The following is a 24,718-nucleotide window of genomic DNA, read 5'->3' on the forward strand; positions in this document are numbered from 1 at the left end:
AATGACAGGAGGAATAAGAATGAAACACCGCTATTTGCCAATGACTGAAGAAGACAGAAATGCCATGCTTAAAGCAATTGGGGCAGATTCTGTTGATGAGCTGTTTTCTGATATCCCTGAAAGTGTACGGTTTAAAGGGGAATACAATATTAAAAATGCGAAAAGCGAATCTGCACTATTAAAGGAACTAAGCAAGCTGGCTTCAAAAAATGCAGACAGCAAGTCAAATGTCTCCTTTTTAGGTGCAGGAGTTTACGATCATTATGCTCCTGTTATTGTCGATCATGTTATTTCAAGATCGGAATTTTACACAGCATATACGCCGTATCAGCCAGAAATTTCCCAAGGGGAATTACAGGCAATCTTTGAGTTCCAGACAATGATTTGTGAGTTGACAGGCATGGATGTTGCCAATTCCTCCATGTATGATGGTGCAACTTCACTTGCAGAAGCTGGAATGCTCAGCGCCGGTGCAACAAAAAGAAAGAAAATTCTCCTGTCAAGCTGTGTTCATCCTGAAGCAAAAGAAGTCGTAAAAACTTATGCAAAAGGCCAGTATATTGAAGTGATTGAAGTGCCGCATAAGGATGGAATTACAGATGTGGAAGTGCTGAAAACTCATATGGGTGATGATGTAGCAGCAGTTATGATTCAATATCCTAACTTCTTTGGCAGAATCGAGCCTTTGAAGGAGCTCGAAGAAGTCATCCATGCCAATAAAGCAATGTTTGTTGTATCAAGCAATCCGCTAGCTCTTGGAGCATTAACACCACCTGGAGCGTTTAAGGCAGACATCGTCGTTGGTGATGCGCAGCCTTTTGGAATCCCACAAGCATTCGGCGGACCGCACTGTGGATATTTCGCTGTTACTTCTAAATTGATGAGAAAGGTGCCAGGAAGACTTGTCGGACAAACGGTTGATGAGAACGGAGCTGTCGGTTTTGTTTTGACACTTCAGGCTCGTGAGCAGCATATTCGCCGTGATAAAGCGACGTCCAATATATGCTCCAACCAGGCGCTGAATGCTTTAGCTGCGTCTGTGGCAATGACTGCACTTGGAAAACTTGGGGTTAAGGAGATGGCATTGGCCAACATTCAAAAAGCTCATTATGCAAAGATGAAATTGAAGGCAGCTGGCTTTGAGATTCGCTTTGAGGGACCTTCTTTTAATGAATTTGTAGTAGATTGCAAGTCTCCGGTTGCTGCTATTAACAGAGCATTGCTGAAAAAAGATATAATTGGCGGTTATGACCTCGGCAGGGACTATGAGGGAATGGATCATTGCATGCTGGTTGCTGTAACAGAGCTGCGTACAAAAGAAGAAATCGACGAATTTGTCAAGGAATTGGAGGATTATCATGGATAAACATCAACCCCTCATTTTTGAAAACAGCACACCCGGGCGAATCGGTTACAGCCTGCCAGAAATGGATATCCCAGAACTAGACGTAAACGAGCTGATTCCAGCAGAGTATATTCGCACGGCACCGCCAGAACTTCCAGAGGTTTCAGAGCTGGATATTATGCGTCATTACACCGCTCTTTCTAAACGAAATCATGGGCTTGATTCCGGATTCTATCCACTAGGTTCATGCACGATGAAGTATAATCCGAAAATCAATGAAAATGTAGCAAGGTTCAGCGGATTTGCTCATATCCATCCATTGCAGGATGAAAGCTCTGTTCAAGGTGCACTGGAGCTGATGTATGATCTCAAGGAGCATTTAATGGAGATTACAGGTATGGATGAAGTGACACTTCAGCCTGCGGCAGGTGCTCATGGAGAATGGACAGGATTAATGATGATTCGTGCATACCATGAAGCAAATGGAGATACATCTCGCACAAAGGTAATCGTCCCAGATTCTGCACACGGAACAAATCCTGCATCTGCGACAGTTGCCGGCTTGGAAACAATCACAGTAAAATCGGATGAAAATGGTCTTGTTGATTTGGAGGATTTGCGGAGAGTGGTCGGTGAGGATACAGCAGCACTTATGCTGACAAATCCAAACACACTAGGGCTATTTGAAGAAAATATTCTCGAAATGGCCAAAATTGTCCATGACGCAGGCGGCAAATTATACTATGACGGGGCAAACTTGAATGCTGTTCTTTCTAAAGCAAGACCTGGCGATATGGGATTTGATGTTGTTCATTTAAATCTTCACAAAACATTTACAGGACCTCATGGCGGCGGCGGACCAGGTTCAGGTCCAGTTGGAGTAAAGTCTGATTTGATTCCATTTCTTCCAAAGCCAGTCATTCAAAAGGTTGGAGAGGAATATGTATTTGACTATGATCGTCCATTATCTATTGGAAGGGTTAAGCCTTTTTACGGGAACTTCGGAATTAATGTCCGTGCATACACATATATCCGCTCCATGGGACCAGACGGCTTAAAAGCAGTTACGGAAAACGCAGTTCTTAATGCGAACTATATGATGAGAAGATTAGCGGAATTTTATGATCTGCCATTTGACAAACACTGTAAGCATGAGTTTGTATTAAGCGGGCGCCGTCAAAAGAAACTCGGTGTTCGTACATTGGATATTGCGAAAAGACTGCTTGATTTCGGCTACCATCCGCCGACAATTTATTTCCCGCTTAATGTAGAGGAATGTATTATGATTGAGCCAACAGAGACAGAATCAAAGGAAACATTGGATCAATTCATTGATGCAATGATTCAAATTGCTAAAGAAGCAGAAGAGACACCAGAGGTTGTTCAGGAAGCACCGCATACCACAGTAATCGGACGTCTTGATGAGACGCTTGCTGCGAGAAAGCCAGTTCTTCGCTATCAAAAATAAATAAAGTAGGATTCCCCCCCGTTGTCATAGAAGCAATGGGGGGAATTTATGTACATAAAAAAGGACACTAAAAAGTGTCCTTTCATCATTTTGTTTTTACTTTTCCAGACCATTTTTTAAAGCCGCCTTGCAGCTGTGTAAGCTGTCTGTAGCCTTTACGGTGTAAAAATTGAGCGGCTCTTCCGCTTCTCATCCCGTTTTGGCAATATAAGTAAACAGGCTTGTCCGAACGAATTTCCCCTTTTCTCATTTTTAATTGAGATAGAGGAATGTTTCTTGCCCCAAGTACGTGTCCAGCATTAAATTCATTTGGTTCTCTGACATCAATCAGCTGGGCTTTTCTGTACCCTTGGCGGAACTCCTCTTCTGAAATCGTTTTAACTATCTTGCGTTGATAGAGGTATACGATTATAGAATAGATAGCAAAAATTGCTATCGCAATTAAAAGAGTATATACTGCTTGCAATTCTCATTTCTCCTTTCGAATACATGTTGCTCTACTTCTATTATATAAGTGAAACCTTATTGTAGTAAAGCAATAGTTTACAGGGAATGCTGGCAAGTTTTTTTACAGCTTGTTTCTTTTCAACTATTGATGTTTTTGATAGACTTAATCACGTGCATAATACATATTTTAACGTAAAAGAGGGTTTACTTATGATGAAAGAAACATGGAGATTTATTGATTCTGGCAACTGTTCCCCTTCTTTTAATATGGCATTAGATGAGGCGCTGCTAGATTGGCATTCTGCTGGAGATTTTCCTCCTGTTATTCGCTTTTATGGATGGAATCCGGCAACATTATCTATCGGCTATTTTCAAAGAGTAGAAAAAGAAATTGACATGGACGCTGTAAAGGAATTGAACTTAGGGTTTGTGAGAAGGCCTACAGGGGGAAGAGGCGTGCTTCATGAGCATGAGTTAACATATAGTGTTATTGTGTCTGAGGAGCATCCGGATATGCCGAAAACAGTAACAGAAGCATATCGGGTTATTTCAGAAGGTATTCTGCAAGGCTTCCAGCTTCTCGGCCTTGATGCGTATTTTTCCGTTCCGAAAACAGAAGAGCAAAAAGCTTCACTAAAGAATCCGCGCTCTGCCGTATGCTTTGATGCGCCAAGCTGGTATGAGCTTGTAGTGGAAGGCAGAAAGGTTGCAGGCAGTGCTCAAACTAGACAAAAAGGCGTAATCTTACAGCATGGCTCTATTTTGCTTGATCTTGATGAAGACAAGCTGTTCCGTCTGTTTAAATATTCGAGTGAACGAATTAAAGAGAGGATGCAGGCGGCTTTTAAGGAAAAGGCAGTAGCAATCAATAATTTGACAGACAAGAAAATTACAATTGAGATGGCAAAAAAAGCATTTAAAGAAGGATTTGAGCGAGGTCTCAATATTGACTTGCAGGAATATGAGCTTAACCAACAGCAGCTGGACTATGTAGAAAAGCTCGCTAAAGAAAGATATGAAAACAATGAATGGAACTTTAAAAGATAAAAACAAGCTAAACGGCTTATATCGATTGAGGATGGGGATAATTCCCTGTCCTCTTTTTTTTGTTTTGGCAAACATTAAACATATAGCCATAATAAATTACGAAAGGGCGAAATTTTACTATGAAGCCGTTTGTTCCCCAATTAGTTTATATAGAACCGAAAGCATTAGAATACCAGTTAGGAAGAGAACTAAAGGAAAAATTTGAAAAGATGGGTCTTGAAATAAGAGAAACGACCTCGCATAACCAGGTGAGAGGCATTCCAGGTGAAACAGAGCTTCAGCAGTACAGAAATGCTAAATCTACTCTTGTTGTCGGCATCAGAAAAACATTAAAGTTTGATACGTCAAAACCATCAGCAGAATATGCCATTCCGCTTGCGACTGGCTGTATGGGGCATTGTCATTATTGTTATTTGCAGACGACGCTTGGAAGCAAACCGTATATACGGACATATGTCAATCTGGAGGAAATATTTGATCAAGCGCAAAAATACATGGACGAACGAGGCGACCAAATTACAAGATTTGAGGCTGCATGTACATCAGATATTGTAGGACTTGATCATTTAACGCATTCTTTGAAAAAAACAATTGAATATTTCGGACAGCAAGACAGAGGCCGTCTGCGTTTCGTAACAAAATATCACCATGTCGACCATTTGCTTGATGCAGAGCATAACGGCAGAACAAGATTCCGGTTCAGTGTGAATTCCCGTTATGTAATAAAAAATTTCGAGCCTGGGACTTCTACCTTTGATGAACGGCTAGAGGCTGCCAGAAAGGTAGCTAATGCAGGCTATCCACTTGGCTTTATTGTCGCGCCTATTTATTTGCATGAAGATTGGAAGGAAGGCTATTACGAGCTGTTTGAAAGGTTGTCCGAAAGTCTGCAGGGCGTCAATCTCTCTAATCTGACATTCGAGCTTATTCAGCATCGCTTCACAAAGCCAGCTAAAAGAGTCATTGCAAAAAGATACCCGAAAACTAAGCTTGAGATGGATGAGGAAAAAAGAAAATATAAATGGGGCAGATACGGCATAGGAAAGTATGTTTATCAAAACGATGAAGCAAAAGATATGGAGGATACAATCAGAGGCTATGTATCTCAGTTCTTTCCTGAAGCAGAAGTTGCTTACTTCACATAAAGATGATGCGCATAACAAGAGTTATGCGCATTTGTCATTATATTAATAATAATATCCTCCGTAAGGGTAGCCGAAGCCGCCATAAGGATAACCGTATCCTCCATAAAGGGCAGGGCCAAGCAGAGCTCCTGTCGCAAGTCCGCCTAAAACACCAAGACCAAATCCTGCTCCTCCAAATCCAGGTCTTCCATAACCAAATCCAGGTCTGCCAAATCCATAAGGTCTGCGAACATCGTGATGCTTCATGATGAAATACCTCCATTTTTTTTATCTATACGCTTTTATTTTATGTGCAGCAACCTATAAAAGATTGGATGAATGTCCCAGCATGTAAATAAATCAATAGGGAATTGTGGATTTACGTAAATAAATGGCTTGCCTGCTGTACTATTTTTCTGTTTTCGATATTAAAGTGTAACAATGCTGCAATAAAAGGGGAGAAGGCATTATGCACATAGATGGAGTGTTTTCAGGCGGTGGCATAAAGGGTCTTGCCTTGATCGGGGCATGTGAAGTGCTGGAAGAAAAGGGATTTGAGTTTGTTAGAGTGGCAGGGACAAGTGCTGGTTCTATTATTGCCGCGTTTGTTGCTGCGAAGTATACGAGTAAAGACATTGCGAAAATGCTGGAAGAACTCGACTTGTCCACACTTCTCGATGAACGCAAGCTTCTCGTTCCATTTCCATTTGCGAAATGGCTGTTTCTTTATTGGCGACTTGGCTTATATAAAGGCAATGCATTAGAAAGGTGGCTGGAGGAGAAGCTTGCTTATAAAGGGATTAGGACATTTGCAGATTTGCCTCCAAACTCACTGCGGGTGATTGCATCTGATATTACAAATGGTGTGATGGTTGTTCTTCCAGATGACTTGCCTAAGTATGGAATTGATCCAGGCAGTTTCTCTGTTGCAAAGGCCATTAGAATGAGCTGCAGTCTTCCTTTCTTTTTTGAACCAGCAACCCTTGGAACAAAACAAAATAAAAGCATTATTGTAGATGGTGGCGTTCTCAGCAATTTTCCGATGTGGCTTTTTGATAAAGAAAATGTAAAAAAAATCAGACCGGTTATTGGGCTAAAGCTAAGTCATAAACAGTCAGAGCATCCAAAACATATGATAAAAAACGCTTTTCATTTGTTTGGTGCAATGTTTGAGACAATGAAAGATGCTCATGATTCCAGGTATATTTCGCGCAAGCATGAAAAGAATATCATATTCATTCCCTCTGAAGGAGTTATGTCTACTGAATTCACCTTAACGAAAGAAAAACAAGTTGAAATAATTCAGATGGGCCGAGACTATGCCAATAAATTCCTACGCTCATGGACTTATTAATAAAAAAAGTCGAACCTGCCTTTAGGATAAGTTCGACTTTTTTTACATAGAACAAAAATATTTATAAATGGCAAAAAGGAGGCAGGGAATTTGCCTTCTTTAAAAACAGGTCAAAAAGTTGCCCGATTTTTCTTTTTGCTTTTTTTTCCTTCAATGACAGTCAAGTGTGCACTGCTCGCGCTTCTCTTCTTGCCTTTGAAGGATGCAGGTTTTGCTTGGACGCCTTGCTTTGGCAAGGTTTTCCCTTTTGTATGTTGTCTTTTTTTCGATCTTTTTGCTGCTTTGACAAAAGCCTTCTGCTCTTTTCTTTCAGGGCTAGCTTTGGAAAAACGTCGCACGATAAACCAGATGAGAAGTCCAACAACAACTAAAGAGAGTATGTTTTGCATAAACCCAACAGGATTGGAAACAACAGACGATACCAAACCTATTAAAGCAAGTAAGCAGACGATTCCAATAACAAAAAAAGGAATTCGATTCTTCAAGAAAAAGCCACCTCCCTAAAAGCATGATGAGCATTTTTTACAACTTTTAAACTCGTATTAAAAAAAGTTTATTCACAGCTACGAAAATTGTTGCTTTGGTGAAGCGCTGTACAAAATAATTTTTTTTGGTGTCCTATAATATGCAATATCCCCTAAATATAAGAATATTAATCAGCTGCTAACTAAAATTGTATTTTCTGTTTCTTCTTCTCTGCGCTTTAATTCCTTAAAGGAATAAATGGCTACTTCTACTTGTTCGTCTGTCGGCTCTTTTGTTGTCAAAAGCTGCAGCCAAAGACCTGGCAATCCTAAGTATTTTAAAACCGGGATATTTCTCAATTTATTTGTAAATTGCAGCACCTCAAATGAAATTCCAAGCACGACAGGAATTAAAGCAATTCTGCTTACTATCCGTTCAACAAATGAATCTGTCGGGAACAGCAAATATAGAAAAAGACCAACAAATACGGTAAACAAAATAAAGCTGCTGCCGCATCGATAATGGAGCCTTGATTGAGCTTGAACATTTTCTACGGTTATTTCTTTGCCATTTTCAAAAGCATTGATCACTTTATGCTCCGCACCGTGGTATTGAAAGACCCGCTTTATAAGAGGGGTTAAGGAAACAAAGTAAATATAGCCAAGCAAAAGCAGCAGTTTAATGAAGCTTTCAAGCAAAATTTGAGCAACATGTCCGCTTATAACAGGCTTGAAAAACTCAGCCAAAAAGGCAGGAACTAACGTGAAGATAAATTTGCCGAACAGAAAGGAAAGTATACCGATTGCTGCTACCCCTAAAATCATTGTCATTTTAGAAGGTTCCTTTTCTTCAATTACATTATCGTCGGCAGGGTCTACGTCATAGCGATCTGTGGAGAAATTTAAATGCTTTGTACCATTTCCGCTTGATTCAATGATGGCTACAATCCCTCTGATAAAGGGGATTTTTTTTAATTTAGCCAGCTTCGGATTATGTTTTCTCGGCAAATGGAAGTAATCAATCGATTGATCTTTACGTCTTATAGCAGTCACATAATGATGTTTTCCGCCAAACATAACACCTTCTACAACTGCCTGTCCTCCGAATACTGGTTTTTGCTTATTTGACATGAATATTTACACCAACCTCAGGTTAAATTAGGGTGGAAAAGCAAATGCGTAATTGTTTTCTCTGTTGGATGTGAGAGGTTGTCTCAAATCACTGTAAAACCCCTAATTACATATTACTAAAAATTTAGAGAAACAACTAGCCTGATGAATTAGGAGCATTTGCAAAAAGGAAGGTATGGAAGAATCTTTTGCAGGAGGCATAGGAAATGAATAATGAAAATGAAAGAGAAGCGGAAAATATCAGCGGAATTTCAAAGGAGCCATCCATGCATTTCATCAGCCTTGTTGTCTGGACAGGATTATTTGGCGGAATTTTTTGGGCGTTCATCGGATTCATCGCTTATTATTTTCATATGACAGAAATAAGGCCGAATGTCATCTTGGAGCCATGGGCATTAGGAAGCTGGAAGACTAGCTGGCTTGGAACCATTATCAGCATTTGTGCTATCGGATTTTTTTCTTTAATGGCTGCTTTCGGCTATTATCTTTTGCTGAGAAGATTCAAGTCCTTCTATATAGGTTTAGGATTTGGCATAATGGTTTTTGGTGTGGTCTTTATTATCTTAAATCCTATTTTTCCGAGTATAAAGCCATTTTTGCAGCTCAGTCTGAATACCATTATTACGTCAGTTTGTCTGTATATGCTGTGGGGGGTATTTGTCGGTTATACGATTTCTTATGAGGAAAGCGAAATACGGACAAAAAAACAAAAAGAAAAGAAGAGTGAGGCGAACATTTCGGGTAGTGAAGGATAATTAATATATGATAGAATGTTCTACATGAGCATTCTTTTTTTATAGCAGGCAAAATTTTTAAATTATTTATCAATGAGTTTGCACATTCGGAAAAAAACGAAACTAGTAATCGGGGAGAGAACCTTAATGGAGAAATTAAAAAAATTACGAGAAGCTTTGGCAGCTGCAGGTGTTGACGGAATTGTAATAGCAAGCAATTTTAACCGCCGTTACATCTCTAACTTTACAGGCTCAGCAGGTGTTGTGTTAATCAGCGGGGAAGAAGCTAAGTTCATTACAGACTTCCGTTATACAGAACAAGCAGCCAGCCAATGTGTTGGTTTTGACATTGTTAAACATACAGGCCCAATTCAAAAGGAAGTGGCAGAACAAGCAGAAAAGCTTGGTATAAAAAAATTAGCTTTTGAACAGGACTATATGACTTTTACAGAATACAGGCTGTATGAAACAACGTTTAAAGGAGAACTTGTACCAGTTTCAGGCATTGTAGAAAAGTTACGCTTGATTAAGAGTAGTGAAGAGATTAAGATATTAAAGGAAGCAGCGGAGATTGCAGATGCCGCTTTTGCCCATATCCTTAAATTTATTACGGTTGGGAAAACAGAATTGGAAGTTTCGAATGAATTAGAGTTTTTTATGAGAAAAGCAGGTGCAGTATCATCATCCTTTGATACAATTGTCGCTTCTGGAACAAGATCTGCATTGCCTCACGGTGTGGCATCAGAAAAAGTGATTGAAGCCGGTGATTTTGTGACAATGGATTTCGGAGCATATTATAAAGGGTATGTTTCTGATATTACGAGAACAATTGCTGTTGGCAAACCAGACGATAAGCTAAAGGAAATATATGATATTGTCCTCCAAGCTCAGCTTAAAGGAATGGAAGGAATCAAGCCGGGTCTTACTGGCATTCAGGCAGATGCGCTGACTCGTGATTACATAAGTGCACATGGGTATGGTGAATATTTTGGCCACTCTACAGGTCATGGAATCGGTTTAGAGGTCCATGAAGGTCCTGGACTATCCTATAAATCGGAAACAGTCCTTGAGCCCGGCATGGTTGTAACAGTTGAACCAGGCATCTATATTCCAGGTCTGGGTGGGGTTCGCATAGAGGATGATACCATCATAACAGATGATCATAATGAAGCTTTAACCCATTCACCAAAAGAATTGATTATTTTATAGGACTTAACAGGAGGATCTTTTATGATTTCAGTAAACGATTTTAAAACAGGTTTAACAATTGAAGTGGATAACGGAATTTGGCGTGTCTTGGATTTCCAACATGTTAAACCAGGAAAAGGCGCTGCATTCGTGCGTTCTAAATTAAAGAACTTACGTACAGGAGCAGTTCAAGAAAAAACATTCAGAGCTGGCGAAAAGGTTGGAAAAGCACAAATCGACAACCGTAAAATGCAATACTTGTATGCAAGCGGCGATCAGCATGTATTCATGGACCAAGAATCATATGATCAAATCGAGCTATCTGCTGATGCGATTGAATATGAATTAAAGTTCTTGAAAGAAAACATGGAAGTTCATATCATGATGTACCAAAGCGAAACACTTGGCGTAGAGCTTCCAAATACAGTTGAGCTTGAAGTGACAGAAACAGAGCCTGGCATTAAAGGGGACACAGCTTCTGGCGGTACAAAGCCTGCAATCTTAGAAACAGGTCTTTCTGTGCAAGTTCCTTTCTTTATTAACCAAGGCGACAGATTGATTATCAATACAGCTGAAGCGAGCTATGTTTCCCGCGCGTAATTAGTTTACGGTTTTTACCATTTGCGTTTCAGGATGGGATGCTGTATTATATAAATATAAACGCTGCGTTGTACGTTATCGTATGAAGTTTCAACCTTTATCGTTAATTAGGGAGTTCTATATTAAAGAAGGATCAGCATGCCTTTATGACATGTTCCTAAAGGACATATGAAGAAATCTTTTGCGAACACCCACCTGGTGGAGCAGGTTTTGAAACTCCATACACCTAAGCGGCAAATGCGGCAAAAAAGAAGAGAACTTTGTTCTCTTCTTTTTTTTTGTATCTGCAGGGACAAAATTAAGAATTACTTGGAATGACAAGCTTTTGACCTACATAGATTTGATTGATGTTTCCGATATTGTTGGCCTCTGCAATGGCTCCGACAGACACGCCATACTTCTGGCTGATTTCAGAAAGCGTATCACCGGCAACAACAGTATAAGATTTAGCAGGCGTGGCAGGAGCGGTAGTTGTTTGCTGGTTTTCCTCCAAGTAAGGAAGGGGATTGACAGCATTGGACTTGGCACTGTTCCATCTGCCTTTGTGAAGTTCAAAATGCAGATGTTGCCCAGTAGATTGCCCTGTACTGCCCATAATGCCAATTGTTTGTCCAGCTTTCACTCGCTCACCGACAGATACTCTTCTGGAACCTGCGCGCAAATGTGCATAAACAGTTTCCCAAATTTGCCCGCCGAGCTGATGGACAATCATAATGCACTCCCCATAGCTTGAAGAAACATAAGAGCGGGAAACAGTTCCGTCAGCAGCAGCTGCAATTGGATTTGTCCCGGATTTCGCAAAGTCTATCCCGAAATGCTTGTTTGATCCAGAGTAGCGAAAAGGATTGCTCACATTGGTAACGGATGTTGGCCGCCTAAACATGGATATCACCTCCATGATAGGATATTCAAAACAGAAAGTAAAAGTTTGGACAAGTATTGTCCATTTTCAAGGAAAAAGGCAGAGCAACTAAAGAAGCTCTGCCTTTTTTCTTATTTACTTAACAAAATCATAGCCTTTTAATTTGGCTATAATTTTTGGAATATCTGTATTTTCAATCACACCATGAAATTCCTCTGCACCTTTGCCAACTGCGAACAAAGCAATCATATTGCCTGTATGACCGCCTGTTGTGCTGCTGAGCTGCTGGGTTGGTCTATCCATTAAGCCGGCGTGAAAATGAGAGGCGATCATTCTCCCGATTTCTCTGCCGACCTTTTGTTCAGGGTAGAGTTTGCCATTGTCCTTTTTAATTTTTTTATTAAAGTCAGCTAATTGTTCCTCTGTTAGCGTGATGTGTGCATATGTTTGGAATACAAAAAGAATGCTTTCTTTCGTGTAGGTGCCCGTTTTTTCGTCTTTTTGTAATTTTTGGGCCATTAATTCAGGACTTATAGAAATGTTCTTCAACCCTTTTATGTCTAACGGCTCTGTCAACGATAAACCCATCGTTTCGTGATCTGCAGCGACAAGTACTAATGTGTCGTTTCTTTTTTGCGCCCACTCCACACAATATTTAACAGCTTCATCAAATTCAACCGTTTCCTTCCAAATGCCAGTTAAATCGGCGGAGTGAGCGGCATGGTCAATTCTTGCACCTTCAATTACTGCAAAAAAGCCTTTATCTCCCTTTGCGAGAGTTTCTAGCGTCTTGTTCGTCATTTCTGATAAAGTAGGTTCTTTGCTTTTTAGTTCTTCCCGATCTTGTTTATAGGAGAGATGTTTGCTGGCAAATAGACCTAATAACTTACTTCCTTTCATTTTGGCAAGCTCCTCATTCGTAGTGGCAATAGAATATCCGAGGTCTTTATATTTTCTTACGAGCGCTTCGTCTTTTCCAAAATACATAGAACCGCCGCCCATAATTACGTCAATCTGATTTTTTAACTGTTGTTTGGCAATTTCCTCTTGATCTGCCCACCTGTCTTTAACACTAGCTGTAAAGCTGGCAGGAGTTGCATCTGTCACACTATTAGTCGTAACAATTCCTGTCTTGCTCCCATTTTCCTTAAAAACATCCAGTATGCTTGGGTGTTCTTTACCGTCTGGGGTGAGACCGATCATTCCGTTGTTTGTTTTTTTGCCAATGGCGATTGCTGTTCCTCCTGCAGCAGAATCGGTCACATTATTGTTGGCAGAATATGTTTTAACTAAAGCTGTGTATGGCAGGGATTGTAAAAACAAACCGCCACTTTTCCCATGCTCAAAAACACTGGCAATCTCCATTTGACCCATTCCCATTCCGTCTCCAATCAGAAGAATCACATTTTTAGGGCCGCCGTTTGCTGGCTCTGCTGAACAAGCAACGCTCCCGGAAATGGTACATATGGCAATCACGATACAAATGCAGCGAATTATTGTGTTTTTCATCGTTTAGTCCCCTTTTATAAGAATTGTTTCTTATATCTTTTGGAATCAATCTTCATTTTAGTCGCCAGTTAAAAGAATAGGCAGGCATATTATGGTTTTTGTTTTCATACATTCTAGTAAGTGGCATAGTAAGCCATCCGTTTTAATGATTTAGGATTGATGGACAACCTTTATAAAGGAGAAAAGCGCTGTGAAAACACTCTATTCATTTTTGCCTAAAAAAATTGCCGATTCTATACTCACACTTACTCCTGCTGAACGAGAGCAACTAGAAGAAATCAGAATCCGTATTGGAAGGCCTTTGGAGGTTTCCTTCCATGACGGCGTACGGTTTATTGATATGGATATGACGCGTGAGGATGCCCTCCAGCTTCTCCATAAACTAAGCCATTATTCGGTTTATACACTAGAAGAAGAGCTTAAGAGAGGTTATATCACTATAGAAGGCGGTCATCGCGTTGGGCTTGCAGGCAAGGTTATCCTCGAAGACAGTGCAGTCAAGGCGATTCGGGATGTCGCTTCCTTTAATATTCGGATTGCAAAGGAAAAAATCGGTGCGGCTGAGCCTTTTGCTCCGTTTTTATATAACGGCTCGCGTTGGATGCATACGATGATTATCGGACCCCCGCAAACTGGAAAAACAACAGTATTACGCGATATTGCCAGAATCATTTCAACAGGGAACAGCAAGGCTGGTATCGGACCGCTAAAGGTCGGGATTGTCGACGAGAGATCGGAAATCGCCGGGTGCATGGATGGAATCCCGCAGATGACCTTCGGGACGAGACTAGATGTGCTTGATTCCTGCCCAAAGGCGGAAGGAATGATGATGATGATCCGCTCGATGAGCCCTGATGTGCTAATCGTTGACGAGGTTGGGCGCAAAGAGGATGGAGAGGCGATTCTGGAAGCGGTGAATGCAGGTATCCAGCTGATGATGTCAACACATGGAACTTCATTTGATGAAATTAAAAACAGACCAACATTAAAGCCGATTATCGAAACAGGAATTTTTGAACGATATATTGAGCTGAGCAGAGCAAACGGTCCAGGGACGGTCAGTGCAATAAAGGATGGACAAGGTAGGGCTCTTGTGCAGGAAATGAAGGTGATGTAATAGATGATGAAAATAGTTGGAGCAATTATTATTCTTGCCTCCACAAGCTTTGGCGGCATGGAACTAGCCAAGACATTTAGCGAGCGGCCGAAGCAGCTAAGACAGCTTAAATCGGCATTGCAGTCATTGGAGGCAGAAATTATGTACGGCCATACACCGTTACATGAAGCAGCACGCCGGTTATCTGAGCAGCTTCAGCAGCCTTTAAGTCATTTCTTTGCGAGCTTTTCCGAAAAGCTGATGACGGAAGATACAACAGTAAAGGATGCTTGGACAACCTGTCTTGATGATATTTGGAAAAGAACAGCGATGAAAAAGCCTGAACTGGAAATCATGAAGCAATTCGGTGAAACACTGGGCAGACATGACAGAATCTCACAGCAAAAACAAATCCTGCTCACATTAACGCATATCGACAGAGAAGAACAAGAGGCAAGAGATATTCAACTGAAATATGAAAAGATGATAAAAAGCTTAGGCGTGCTCTCAGGGTTATTAATTGTCATTTTATTGATGTAGGTTTAGGAGGAGACATACATGGGTTTAGAGGTGGATATTATCTTCAAGATTGCAGGTGTCGGCATCGTAGTCGCCTTTTTGCACACGATACTGGACCAGGTAGGTAAGAAAGAGTATGCACAATGGGTTACATTATTTGGCTTTATCTATATTTTATTCATGGTTGCCAACATCGTAGATGACTTATTTCAAAAAATTAAATCGGTATTCTTATTCCAGGGATAAAGGGGGATACGATCATTGAAATACTTCAAATAGTCGGAGTAGCCTTAATCTCGACATTCTTAGCCCTAATTATAAAAGAGCAAAAACCTAATATCGCCTTTTTGTTAGTTGTATTTGTCGGCTGTGTGATTTTTCTGTTTCTTGTGGATCAAATCGCATCCATCATTGAAATGGTAGAAAGAATTGCCTTGAACGCAAAGGTGAATACCGTTTATGTGGAAACGATTTTAAAAATAATCGGCATCGCCTATATTGCTGAATTTGCCGTGCAAATAACAAAGGATGCTGGTCAAGGTGCGATTGCCTCTAAGATAGAACTTGCCGGAAAAATACTGATTCTCGCCATGGCCGTGCCGATTTTAACTGTTCTTGTAGAAACAATTATTAATATGATTCCTAATTAGTAAGACGCTTTAATCTCGAGGTGGACTGATGAAAACGAAACTAAAAGTTGCGCTACTATTCCTATTCACATTCTTTTTTGTATTTAATCCAGTTGTACAAGCAGCACCTCAAGAAGCTACAGAAGAAGAACCAACTGAGCAAAATGCAGCATTAAGCGCGGAAGAGGTCGTTCAAACTCAAATAGATAGCTTGGACTTATCCGAATTAAAAGGTTTCTGGGAAAGTATCACATCCGAGTATGGAGGGTATTTGCCAGAGATTCAGAAAGGGAGTCTATATGATTTTCTTAAAGGAGAAAAAGATTTTGATTACAGCATGTTTTTCTCTGGATTAGTTAAGTTTATTTTTCATGAAGTTGTCGTGAATGGCAAGCTCCTTGGTTCTCTTATTCTATTAACTGTTTTCAGCATGCTGTTGCAAATGCTCCAAAATTCATTTGAAAAGAGCTCCATCAGCAAGGTTGCTTATGCGATTGTATTTATGGTGATTATCATACTAGCATTGAACAGCTTTCATGTAGCTATAACATATGCCAATGAGGCGATTGGCACGATGACAAGCTTTATCCTTGCTTTGGTTCCGCTCCTGCTGGGATTGATGGCAGCATCTGGAGGAGTAATTTCAGCGGCGTTTTTTCATCCGGTAATTCTGTTTCTTATGAATACAAGCGGTATGCTGATCTCCTATATTGTGCTGCCCTTGCTGTTTTTAGCTACCTTGCTGCATATTGTCAGCAGTTTGTCAGAGCAGTATAAAGTCACACAGCTAGGTAATTTGTTGCGCAATATCTCTATCGGAATTCTTGGGTTATTCCTAACAATATTCTTAGGTGTTATATCTGTTCAAGGGATATCAACTGCTGTTACGGACGGGGTTACATTGCGAACAGCGAAATTTGTGGCAGGCAATTTCATTCCAGTCATTGGCAGAATGTTCACAGACACAGCAGATACAGTTATTAGCGCATCCCTTTTGCTTAAAAACACAGTTGGGATTGCAGGTGTTGCCATTCTGCTGTTAATCGTTGCTTTTCCTGCATTGAAAATTCTAGTGATTTCCATCATTTATAAATTTGCCGCAGCGCTTCTTCAGCCACTTGGCGGAGGTCCTGTCATCAACTGTCTAGATATTATCAGCAAAAGTGTTCTGTATGTATTTGCTGCCTTGGCGATCGTTTCCTTCATGTTCTTTTTAAGTCTTACAGTCATTATCGCTGCAAGCAATGTGACGATGATGATGAAATAAGGTAGGTGAGTGAATATCAGTTATATAACAGAATGGGTCACCAATATAATTCTTTTTGTACTGCTTGCAACAGTCATCGATATGCTGCTGCCGAATTCAACATTTCAGAAATATGCGAAGCTCGTTTGCGGTCTGCTGTTGATCACGGTTATCTTAACACCTGTGTTCAAGCTTGTTTCCGGTGACTTTGAACAAGTGCTCAAAGCAGCTACTATCAATCTTCCAGAAGAAAAAAATATAGAAAATTCGATAGAATCGCAAAAAAAAGAAATACAAGCATCACTTGATGAATATACATTAGAAAAAATGGCTGTCCAACTGAAGGAGGATGCCAACAAGGAGTTGATAGCAGATTACGGTGTCGAAATCGATTCGATTAAACTATCGCTGAATGACCAAACAGAGCAAAGCTTTCCAGAGAATTTAGACAAACTTGTCCTCGTCTTGAAAGAGGCAGACGAAAACAATCAGGGGGCAGTGGAAGCAGTCAGCCCAGTATCTATTGACACACAGCAACCCCTTCTTGCAAGCAGTGACAAGGAACAAGTAGATAATGCAGATATTGTTTCATTTCTATCGGGAAAATGGGATGTACCACAAGATAGCATTGACATCCTAGCTAAAGGAGGGGAATAGTGCAGATATGGGAAAAGACAATGAAAATGACCACGAAAAGGACAAGACGCAAGGCCCGATCACCTTTTTGAAAAAGCTGATGTCTGGCAATAACAACAAGAAGCAAAACAAGGCTCAATACTTGATAATAGTCGTCCTGTTTGGAGCGGGAATCATGCTTTTAAGCAATATGTTCTTTAAAAACGACAACTCCGATGTATCTGCATTCAGCCAGAATGCGGAAAACACGTCCGAGCAGGCTGAAGAAGTTTTCGGACAGAAATCAAGCGGTTCATCTGATATTACTGATTACGAGAAACTATATACAGAAAAAATCAAAGAGGCAGTCAATTCAATGGCTGGCGTGAAAGACGCCGTTGTTTATGTGAACATTGATGGCTCTGAGAAAAAAGTATATGAGAAAAATCAGACAACTTCAAGTCAAACAACTGAAGAGGAAGACCCGCAGGGCGGGAAACGAACTGTGGAGGAAAACTCTTCAGAAGAGACGCTCGTTACTGTACCAAATGGAGATAAACAAGTTCCGATTGTGGTGGAAACAAAGAAGCCGACTATTAGAGGTGTTCTCGTCATCGCAAAAGGAGCTGAAAATATAAAAGTAAAAAGCATGATAGTCGAGGCTGTAACAAGGGCTTTAGATGTCCCAAGCCATCGGGTATCTGTTCAAGCAAAACAAAACTAAGGGGGATTCATAAATGTTATTGAAAAAACAAACTGTATGGTTATTGACAATGTTAAGCTTAGTGGTTGTATTGACTGTGTACTACACAACATCACCAGAACAGACAAATGAATTTGCTGCTACAGAAAGTAAGCAAACAGAAGATACAGCCAAGGAAAATGCAGCTGGAACTGAAAATGCTGAGCAAAGTGCAGAAACAAAAGGAGCAGAGGATGGCAGCTCTGTATCTACAGTCGCTTCAGATGAAGTGTTTGAAGAAATGCGCCTGCAACTTGATGAACAGCGCAGCAAGGAAGAAGAACAGCTGACAGAGACAATTTCAGAGGCGAAAACAGCAGAAGAGAAAAGTGCAGCTCAAGACAAAATTGATGAAATAAGAACACTTTCCGATAATGAAAAAATGGTGGAAACACTGATTAAAGCAGAAAATTATGAGGATGTACTTGTCCGCACTGTTGACGGCAAAGTTAATGTCACTGTAAAAGCAGAAGAGCTTTCTGCAGAAGCTGCAAATGATATTGTTCAGTTAGTAAGAGAAAACTTAAATCAGCCGAACGCATTTGTAGCAGTTACATTCGATCCAAAATAAGAAATTGCCGGCAAAAAGGAAAAGGCGACTTTTCCTTTTTGCTCTTTTTATGTCAAAACAGAAAATATGCTGTGAATAGTTATTTTCAGCAGAAAATGGTATGATAATTCAGCAGAAGGAATAAAAAACTGCAAGAAAAATGATACTGAATGATAGAAGTGGTTGAACTATTAGAAGGTCTTATCGTATGATATTAGTAGCTAGTCATAAAGAAATGTAATTAAAGGAGTGCAAGAATAGCATGTTGAAAATAGAAGAAATTAAGGATTTAATCAACCTAATCAATGATTCAAACATCAGCGACTTTGTATATGAGAACGAAGGAGCAAAGGTAGAAATCAAAAAAAATCGCCCTGAAGTGCAAGCAGTAGCAGCTGTAAGTGCACCAGCACCAGCACCAGTACCTCAAGTTCAAGCAGTTCAGCCTCAAGCTGTGCAAGCTGCTCCAGAAGCTAAGCAAGCAGATGTAGCAGCAGAGAACCTACATAAGGTAACTTCTCCGATGGTAGGGACATTTTATCAATCAGCAACACCAGATGCTGCTGCATATGTTTCAGTTGGAGATAAAGTGTCAAAAGATACAGTAGTATGTATTGTGGAAGCAATGAAGCTATTCAATGAAATCACGGCTGAGGTTGAAGGGGAAATTGTCGAGATTCTTGTTAAAGACGGCGAGCTAGTAGAATATGGTGAACCTTTATTCTTAGTGAAGGCACTGTAAGAAGAGAGGGTTTAACATATGATTAAGAAACTGTTAATCGCAAACAGAGGAGAAATTGCGGTCCGCATTATTAGAGCGTGCCGTGAAATGAATATTGAAACAGTAGCAGTCTACTCAGAAGCAGACAGAGAAGCGCTTCATGTCCAGCTTGCAGACGAAGCTATCTGCATTGGGCCGACTTCTTCAAAGGAAAGCTATCTAAACTTTACAAACATCATCAGTGCAGCAATGCTGACTGGCAGTGATGCCATCCATCCAGGCTACGGATTTTTGGCAGAAAATGCTGACTTTGCGGAGCTTTGCCGTGACTGCAATATCACCTTCGTTGGACCAAGTCCAGAGGCGATCAATAAGATGGGAACAAAAGACATTGCCAGAGAAACAATGCGTGAAGCTGGTGTGCCGATTGTACCAGGCTCACAAGGTATCATTAAAGATTTAGAAGATGGTATCAGCTTAGCAGAGAAAATCGGCTATCCTGTTATTATTAAAGCAACTGCAGGCGGCGGTGGTAAAGGTATCCGTGTTGCCAGAACAAAAGAAGAGCTGATTAGTGGAATCAACATTACTCAGCAGGAAGCTTTGACAGCTTTCGGTAATGCTGGTGTATACTTGGAGAAGTTTATTGAAGACTTCCGCCATGTAGAGCTGCAGGTACTTGCTGATAACTATGGCCATGTTATTCACTTAGGTGAAAGAGACTGCTCTATCCAAAGAAGACTGCAAAAGTTGCTGGAAGAGACGCCTTCTCCTGTTTTGACAGAAGAAATTCGCAATAAAATGGGAGCTGCAGCAGTTAAAGCGGCAGAGGCAGTACAATATTCTGGTGCAGGTACAGTTGAGTTCATTTATGATTATCAAAACGAACAATTCTATTTCATGGAAATGAATACACGTATTCAAGTGGAACATCCGGTTACAGAAATGGTCACAGGTATTGATTTGATAAAAGAGCAAATACTAGTAGCATCTGGAAAACCATTGGCTATTACGCAAAAGGATGTAGAATTTAACGGATGGGCAATCGAATGCCGCATCAATGCTGAAAATCCAGCTAAGAACTTTATGCCTTCTGCCGGGAAAATCAATATGTACCTTCCGCCGGGCGGTTTAGGTGTTCGTGTTGATTCAGCAGCGTATCCTGGTTATACGATCCCGCCGTATTATGACAGCATGATTGCTAAAGTTATTACATATGGCGCAACAAGAGAAGAAGCAATATCACGTATGAAGCGTGCTCTTAGTGAATTCGTCATTGAGGGTGTTCATACGACAATCCCATTTCACTTGAAACTCCTTAATCATGAAAAATTTGAGGAAGGAAACTTCAACACAAAATTTTTAGAGATGTATGATTTGATGAAATCTGAAGATTAAAGGGAGGAACCAATATGAGCGAATCAACTATTTTAGATATGAACCAGGAATTTAACGGCTTAGGAAAAGTTGAAATTGCCCCTGAAGTCATAGAAGTAATCGCTGGAATTGCCGCATCTGAAGTGGAGGGCGTAGCCCAAATGAGAGGAAACTTTGCCTCTGGTGTTGTAGAAAAGCTTGGGAAAAAGCTGCACAACAAAGGAGTTAAGGTAGAACTTGCAGATGAAGGTATCAAGGTGGATGTTTATTGTGTCATGAATTTTGGCGTTTCCATCCCGCAAGTGGCACAGCAAATACAAGATAATATTCGCCAAACACTGATCAATATGACGGCGTTAGTGGCTGAAGAAATAAATATACATGTGGTTGGCGTTCAGTTTGAGAATGCTAAGCAAGATACAGAAACACAGCAAGAGATGTAAAAAAATAAGCTGCTATTAGGATATGCTTAACTTTCTATACATTTAGCGTTCCAAACTATGTGTAGAGAAGTAGCTATCCATGGCAGCTTTTTTCTTTGTCTGATTCATTCGTGAATAGCAGTTTCAAGCTATATATGCTATTATCTTTTTAGCAATGTTTGCAAAAATAGCATGAATGAGATCAAATAGTATAAAAATAAGAGTCCATGACAGGATTTTTTAGAGAAAAACATGACAAGCATGCAAATTACATGCAAGTGTTTAAAGGAGCATAAAGGAAATGAAAAGAAGAACGGCAAGAGAAAAGGCGCTTCAAGCATTATTTCAAATTGACCTGAGCGATATAGACAAAAATGAGGCAATCATCCATGCATTAGACGGAGAAAAGCCGGATGCCTATTTGTCTGCACTGGTGAATGGTGTGCTGGACAACCAGTTATCTATTGACGAGCATATTAAGAAGCACTTGGAAAATTGGACGATTGAAAGAATTGCCAATGTCGACAGAAATCTGCTTCGCATAGCTGTTTATGAACTTGTTTACAATACAGAGGAAGTGCCGCAAAATGTAGTAATTGATGAAGCGGTAGAAATTGCAAAAGCATATGGTGATGATAAATCAAGCAAGTTTGTTAATGGCATCCTTTCTAAAATTAAAAACAGTTTGTAAGGCTTGACTAAAGGGAATAAAAGAGTGCATGCCAAATAGGGCTTACTCGTCATTCGAAAGGGAAAAGCAGGACTTCTGCCATTCCCTTTTATCCTGTATAGGAGCGTTATATAATGGAAAATAGATATTTAACAATACAAGCATTAACAAAATACATAAAAAGAAAATTTGATGCAGATCCCCATTTGCAACATGTCCATGTCAAAGGAGAAATATCCAATTTTAAACAGCATAGCAGCGGGCATATGTACTTTACATTAAAGGATGATAAAGCAAGAATTCTTGCCGTTATGTTTTCAAGAAACGCACAAGGCATGAAATTCAAGCCTGAAAACGGCATGAAGGTACTTGTAAAGGCATCTGTTACCGTATATGAGCAAAGCGGTCAATACCAAATGTATGTGCAAGAAATGAGGCCAGACGGTGTCGGCGACTTGTATTTGGCATATGAACAGCTAAAGAAAAAATTGGAGGCAAGTGGACTGTTTTCTCCTACATATAAACAAGCAATCCCAAAATATCCTGATACAATCGGGATTATCACTTCTCCTACAGGTGCAGCCATCAGAGATATACTCATCACCATCAAAAGGCGTTATCCAATCGCTAAAATCATCATTTTTCCTGCACTAGTTCAAGGAGAGGCAGCAGCACCTTCTATTGTAAAAGCAATTGAAAAAGCTAACAATCTAACGGGCCCATCCATTGATGTATTGATTGTCGGAAGAGGCGGCGGTTCGATTGAGGAGCTTTGGGCATTTAATGAAGAAGCTGTTGCTAATGCTATATTTGCATCGAAAGTTCCGATTATATCTGCTGTAGGGCATGAAACAGACTTCACGATCGCTGACTTTGTTGCAGATTTGAGAGCTCCAACGCCAACTGGAGCAGCCGAAATGGCAGCACCGCATATGGAAGAGCTTATGGAAAGAGTGCTGACCCGTAAGGCAAGGCTCATTCGCGGAATGAAAGAAAGGGTCGACAAGGAAAAGCACAGACTCGGAAAGATGGAAAAATCATATGCCTTTCGTTATCCAAAGTTACTCCTTGACCAAAAGATGGAACAATTGGATAGGCAAAATGAATTATTGCAGCGCAATATTAAAAAGCTGCTTGCATCAAATGAAGAGAAGCAGGAAGTTCTGGCACGCCGCCTTCTCAGACGTCATCCACAAGAGCTGCTGAGTCTTGCAGAAAAGGACCGAATCAGCCTAGAAAAAAACCTTGTTCGAAATATGAGTTTAATATACCAGAACAAAGCACAGATGTTTCATTCCATCATTGGCAAAATGGATGCATTGAGTCCATTGAAAATCATGGAAAGAGGCTATAATCTTGCTTATTCAACTGAAGGGAAATTAATTTCCAGCATAAAACAAGTAACCAAAAATGAAAAAATAGAACTGCGGCTTTCGGATGGAACAGTAAAAGCTCAAGTGACATCTATTAAGGAGTGAATAAATATGTCTAAAATAACCGGCTTATCCTTTGAAGAAGCGATGGAAGAGCTAGAAAAGATTGTGGAAAAGCTTGAGGAAGGCGATGTGCCTCTTGAGGAAGCAATCAATACTTACAAAAGAGGGATGGAACTATCGAAGTTTTGTCATGATAAACTAAAAAATGTGGAAGAACAGCTTGCAGAAGTTGTCCTCGATAATGGACAAAAAGAAGCATTTTCCATAGGCGAGGAGGAATAAGCGCTTGTCCGGACTTTCTTTAGCAGCTTTTACAGAAAAATATAAAAAACTAGTTGAACAGCAATTAAAAGACAGCGTTTCACAACTGGCAGCCCCGGAAGTTATTCTAAATTCCATGCACTATTCTCTTTCTGCCGGCGGCAAGCGCATCCGCCCGTTGCTCACTTTCGCCACAATGGCGGCTTTTGGGAAAGATCCCGAATCTGGACTTATACCCGCTGCGGCAATTGAAATGATACATACATATTCATTGATTCATGATGATCTGCCAAGCATGGATGATGATGATTTGCGAAGAGGTATTCCTACTAACCATAAAGTCTATGGTGAAGCTATTGCCATTCTTGCAGGAGACGCCTTGCTTACATACAGCTTTCAGCTTGTAACAAGCATGAAAGACACTGACGCAGATAAAAAAATTAAAGTGCTGGAAATTATTGCGAAGGCTGCAGGTGCTGAAGGTATGGTCGGCGGTCAAGTCGGCGATATTGAAGGGGAAGGAAAACAGCTTTCTAAACAAGATCTTGAATATATCCATGTCCATAAAACAGGCAAAATGCTCGAGGCAAGTGTCTTAGTCGGCGCTCATCTTGCAGACGCAAAAAGCGAGCAGATTGAGCTTTTAACAGCTTTTGCTTATCACTTAGGTCTAGCCTTCCAAATCAGAGATGATATTTTAGATGTAGAGGGCGATGAAGAACTGATCGGCAAGCCTCTTCGAAGTGATGAAGATAATCATAAGAGTACATATCCCGCTCTCCTGACAATGGACGGGGCAAAAAAAGAGCTCGCTTATCATATTGCTGCCGCTAAGGAAAAGCTCGCCGGTTTATCGCTGGAAACTAAACTGTTGGAGGAAATGACAGATTTAGTCGGTAATCGTAACAGCTAAAAACATGTTTAACTAATAATTGAATTAGGGTATATTTGGGAGAAGACACTTCTTTTTTTAAGGACAAGTTAACCCTGCTACGTAAAGAATATACGTAAATACGACCGTTATCACTTTGTGTTAGCGGTTATTTTTAGGAGCTTTATGTTAAAATAAACATGAATGGTACTTTTTATGTGAAAAAGGTGTTCGGATTTAAGTTTTCTTTTTTAATATATATTTACCACTTAGTAAGAACTATATAGAAT

28 protein-coding genes, 1 other RNA gene and 1 pseudogene are annotated in these 24,718 nt (G+C 40.3%); 24 read left to right on the plus strand and 6 right to left on the minus strand.

Translation table 11 applies throughout. From position 1 onward, the window contains the following. Nucleotides 1–19: 19 nt before the first annotated feature. Nucleotides 20–1,366, plus strand: coding sequence for an aminomethyl-transferring glycine dehydrogenase subunit GcvPA (gcvPA, locus tag M3600_RS06485; protein WP_251644991.1), 1,347 nt, complete (start codon nucleotides 20–22; stop codon nucleotides 1,364–1,366). Beyond that, nucleotides 1,359–2,813, plus strand: coding sequence for an aminomethyl-transferring glycine dehydrogenase subunit GcvPB (gcvPB, locus tag M3600_RS06490; RefSeq protein WP_285854717.1), 1,455 nt, complete (start codon nucleotides 1,359–1,361; stop codon nucleotides 2,811–2,813). Before gcvPA ends, gcvPB begins: the two co-directional genes overlap by 8 nt. 85 nt (nucleotides 2,814–2,898) lie before the next feature. Here gcvPB and M3600_RS06495 read toward each other — a convergent pair whose 3' ends face one another. Next, a complete protein-coding gene (locus M3600_RS06495; RefSeq protein ID WP_233313184.1) occupies nucleotides 2,899–3,279 on the minus strand; it encodes a rhodanese-like domain-containing protein in 381 nt (126 codons plus the stop codon). Between the two features lie 191 nt (nucleotides 3,280–3,470). Here M3600_RS06495 and M3600_RS06500 point away from each other — a divergent pair, with 191 nt between their 5' ends. Together M3600_RS06500 and splB are read left to right on the plus strand one after the other, a co-directional pair. Further along, entirely contained in the window at nucleotides 3,471–4,307 is an 837-nt protein-coding gene (locus tag M3600_RS06500) for a lipoate--protein ligase family protein (RefSeq protein ID WP_233313185.1), read from the plus strand. Between the two features lie 119 nt (nucleotides 4,308–4,426). Beyond that, the gene (splB, locus tag M3600_RS06505) at nucleotides 4,427–5,452 is read left to right on the plus strand and encodes a spore photoproduct lyase (protein ID WP_233313187.1); all 1,026 of its coding nucleotides are present in this window, start codon (nucleotides 4,427–4,429) and stop codon (nucleotides 5,450–5,452) included. Nucleotides 5,453–5,494: 42 nt separating this feature from the next. Here the strand turns inward: splB and M3600_RS06510 are convergent, their stop codons facing one another. Next, nucleotides 5,495–5,698, minus strand: coding sequence for a spore coat protein (locus M3600_RS06510; RefSeq protein ID WP_233313189.1), 204 nt, complete (start codon nucleotides 5,696–5,698; stop codon nucleotides 5,495–5,497). A gap of 202 nt (nucleotides 5,699–5,900) precedes the next feature. Here M3600_RS06510 and M3600_RS06515 point away from each other — a divergent pair, with 202 nt between their 5' ends. Next, nucleotides 5,901–6,785: a patatin-like phospholipase family protein gene (locus M3600_RS06515; protein WP_233313190.1), complete on the plus strand. Its 885-nt coding sequence runs from the start codon at nucleotides 5,901–5,903 to the stop codon at nucleotides 6,783–6,785. Nucleotides 6,786–6,895: 110 nt separating this feature from the next. Here M3600_RS06515 and M3600_RS06520 read toward each other — a convergent pair whose 3' ends face one another. Both M3600_RS06520 and M3600_RS06525 read right to left on the minus strand, forming a co-directional pair. Beyond that, nucleotides 6,896–7,270 (minus strand): SA1362 family protein, encoded by a 375-nt coding sequence (locus M3600_RS06520; RefSeq protein WP_233313192.1) that lies wholly within the window; start codon nucleotides 7,268–7,270, stop codon nucleotides 6,896–6,898. Between the two features lie 171 nt (nucleotides 7,271–7,441). After that, entirely contained in the window at nucleotides 7,442–8,380 is a 939-nt protein-coding gene (locus M3600_RS06525; protein WP_251644993.1) for a DUF1385 domain-containing protein, read from the minus strand. A 206-nt stretch (nucleotides 8,381–8,586) separates the two neighbouring features. On the opposite strand from M3600_RS06525, the gene M3600_RS06530 reads away from it, so the two are divergent. The 4 genes from M3600_RS06530 to ssrS all read left to right on the plus strand — a co-directional run bounded on the left by M3600_RS06530 (nucleotide 8,587) and on the right by ssrS (nucleotide 11,152). Beyond that, complete coding sequence (locus M3600_RS06530) at nucleotides 8,587–9,135, plus strand: YqhR family membrane protein (RefSeq protein WP_233313194.1); 549 nt, start codon at nucleotides 8,587–8,589, stop codon at nucleotides 9,133–9,135. A gap of 126 nt (nucleotides 9,136–9,261) precedes the next feature. Beyond that, entirely contained in the window at nucleotides 9,262–10,323 is a 1,062-nt protein-coding gene (locus tag M3600_RS06535) for a M24 family metallopeptidase (RefSeq protein WP_233313195.1), read from the plus strand. Between the two features lie 21 nt (nucleotides 10,324–10,344). Further along, nucleotides 10,345–10,902, plus strand: a complete 558-nt coding sequence (gene efp / locus M3600_RS06540) for an elongation factor P (RefSeq protein WP_233313196.1) — start codon at nucleotides 10,345–10,347, stop codon at nucleotides 10,900–10,902. A gap of 57 nt (nucleotides 10,903–10,959) precedes the next feature. After that, nucleotides 10,960–11,152: non-coding RNA, 6S RNA (gene ssrS / locus M3600_RS06545), on the plus strand. Between the two features lie 240 nt (nucleotides 11,153–11,392). Here ssrS and M3600_RS06555 read toward each other — a convergent pair. Together M3600_RS06555 and M3600_RS06560 are read right to left on the minus strand one after the other, a co-directional pair. Continuing rightward, nucleotides 11,393–11,791, minus strand: a pseudogene (locus M3600_RS06555) (M23 family metallopeptidase); the annotation flags it as partial. 108 nt (nucleotides 11,792–11,899) lie between these two features. Next, nucleotides 11,900–13,273, minus strand: coding sequence for an alkaline phosphatase (locus M3600_RS06560; RefSeq protein ID WP_251644995.1), 1,374 nt, complete (start codon nucleotides 13,271–13,273; stop codon nucleotides 11,900–11,902). 190 nt (nucleotides 13,274–13,463) lie between these two features. On the opposite strand from M3600_RS06560, the gene spoIIIAA reads away from it, so the two are divergent. From spoIIIAA to M3600_RS06635, 15 genes are all read left to right on the plus strand, one after another. Then, nucleotides 13,464–14,390, plus strand: coding sequence for a stage III sporulation protein AA (spoIIIAA, locus tag M3600_RS06565; RefSeq protein ID WP_396953786.1), 927 nt, complete (start codon nucleotides 13,464–13,466; stop codon nucleotides 14,388–14,390). Nucleotides 14,391–14,393: 3 nt separating this feature from the next. After that, nucleotides 14,394–14,909, plus strand: a complete 516-nt coding sequence (gene spoIIIAB, locus M3600_RS06570) for a stage III sporulation protein SpoIIIAB (protein ID WP_233313198.1) — start codon at nucleotides 14,394–14,396, stop codon at nucleotides 14,907–14,909. An 18-nt stretch (nucleotides 14,910–14,927) separates the two neighbouring features. Next, complete coding sequence (gene spoIIIAC / locus M3600_RS06575) at nucleotides 14,928–15,134, plus strand: stage III sporulation protein AC (protein ID WP_127737492.1); 207 nt, start codon at nucleotides 14,928–14,930, stop codon at nucleotides 15,132–15,134. Nucleotides 15,135–15,145: 11 nt separating this feature from the next. Next, nucleotides 15,146–15,538: a stage III sporulation protein AD gene (gene spoIIIAD / locus M3600_RS06580; protein ID WP_233314711.1), complete on the plus strand. Its 393-nt coding sequence runs from the start codon at nucleotides 15,146–15,148 to the stop codon at nucleotides 15,536–15,538. Nucleotides 15,539–15,566: 28 nt separating this feature from the next. Then, on the plus strand, nucleotides 15,567–16,784 hold the full coding sequence (gene spoIIIAE / locus M3600_RS06585; protein WP_233313199.1) for a stage III sporulation protein AE: 1,218 nt from the start codon (nucleotides 15,567–15,569) through the stop codon (nucleotides 16,782–16,784). Between the two features lie 9 nt (nucleotides 16,785–16,793). Further along, entirely contained in the window at nucleotides 16,794–17,420 is a 627-nt protein-coding gene (spoIIIAF, locus tag M3600_RS06590; RefSeq protein WP_311315886.1) for a stage III sporulation protein AF, read from the plus strand. A 7-nt stretch (nucleotides 17,421–17,427) separates the two neighbouring features. Further along, nucleotides 17,428–18,102, plus strand: coding sequence for a stage III sporulation protein AG (gene spoIIIAG / locus M3600_RS06595; RefSeq protein WP_233313200.1), 675 nt, complete (start codon nucleotides 17,428–17,430; stop codon nucleotides 18,100–18,102). 13 nt (nucleotides 18,103–18,115) lie between these two features. Next, the gene (locus M3600_RS06600) at nucleotides 18,116–18,691 is read left to right on the plus strand and encodes a SpoIIIAH-like family protein (protein ID WP_233313201.1); all 576 of its coding nucleotides are present in this window, start codon (nucleotides 18,116–18,118) and stop codon (nucleotides 18,689–18,691) included. A 241-nt stretch (nucleotides 18,692–18,932) separates the two neighbouring features. Further along, on the plus strand, nucleotides 18,933–19,412 hold the full coding sequence (gene accB / locus M3600_RS06605) for an acetyl-CoA carboxylase biotin carboxyl carrier protein (protein ID WP_233313203.1): 480 nt from the start codon (nucleotides 18,933–18,935) through the stop codon (nucleotides 19,410–19,412). 18 nt (nucleotides 19,413–19,430) lie between these two features. Beyond that, entirely contained in the window at nucleotides 19,431–20,789 is a 1,359-nt protein-coding gene (gene accC / locus M3600_RS06610) for an acetyl-CoA carboxylase biotin carboxylase subunit (protein ID WP_251644998.1), read from the plus strand. Nucleotides 20,790–20,803: 14 nt separating this feature from the next. Further along, complete coding sequence (locus tag M3600_RS06615; RefSeq protein ID WP_233313205.1) at nucleotides 20,804–21,211, plus strand: Asp23/Gls24 family envelope stress response protein; 408 nt, start codon at nucleotides 20,804–20,806, stop codon at nucleotides 21,209–21,211. Between the two features lie 280 nt (nucleotides 21,212–21,491). Continuing rightward, a complete protein-coding gene (gene nusB, locus M3600_RS06620) occupies nucleotides 21,492–21,881 on the plus strand; it encodes a transcription antitermination factor NusB (RefSeq protein WP_233313206.1) in 390 nt (129 codons plus the stop codon). 110 nt (nucleotides 21,882–21,991) lie between these two features. Continuing rightward, nucleotides 21,992–23,338, plus strand: a complete 1,347-nt coding sequence (xseA, locus tag M3600_RS06625; protein ID WP_311315887.1) for an exodeoxyribonuclease VII large subunit — start codon at nucleotides 21,992–21,994, stop codon at nucleotides 23,336–23,338. Between the two features lie 6 nt (nucleotides 23,339–23,344). Continuing rightward, nucleotides 23,345–23,578, plus strand: coding sequence for an exodeoxyribonuclease VII small subunit (gene xseB, locus M3600_RS06630; protein WP_233313209.1), 234 nt, complete (start codon nucleotides 23,345–23,347; stop codon nucleotides 23,576–23,578). Nucleotides 23,579–23,582: 4 nt separating this feature from the next. Next, complete coding sequence (locus M3600_RS06635; protein ID WP_251645008.1) at nucleotides 23,583–24,470, plus strand: polyprenyl synthetase family protein; 888 nt, start codon at nucleotides 23,583–23,585, stop codon at nucleotides 24,468–24,470. The last annotated feature ends 248 nt before the right edge of the window (nucleotides 24,471–24,718 follow it).

It is taken from the genome of Niallia sp. MER 6 (assembly GCF_023714395.1).
Lineage (GTDB): Bacteria > Bacillota > Bacilli > Bacillales > Cytobacillaceae > Niallia.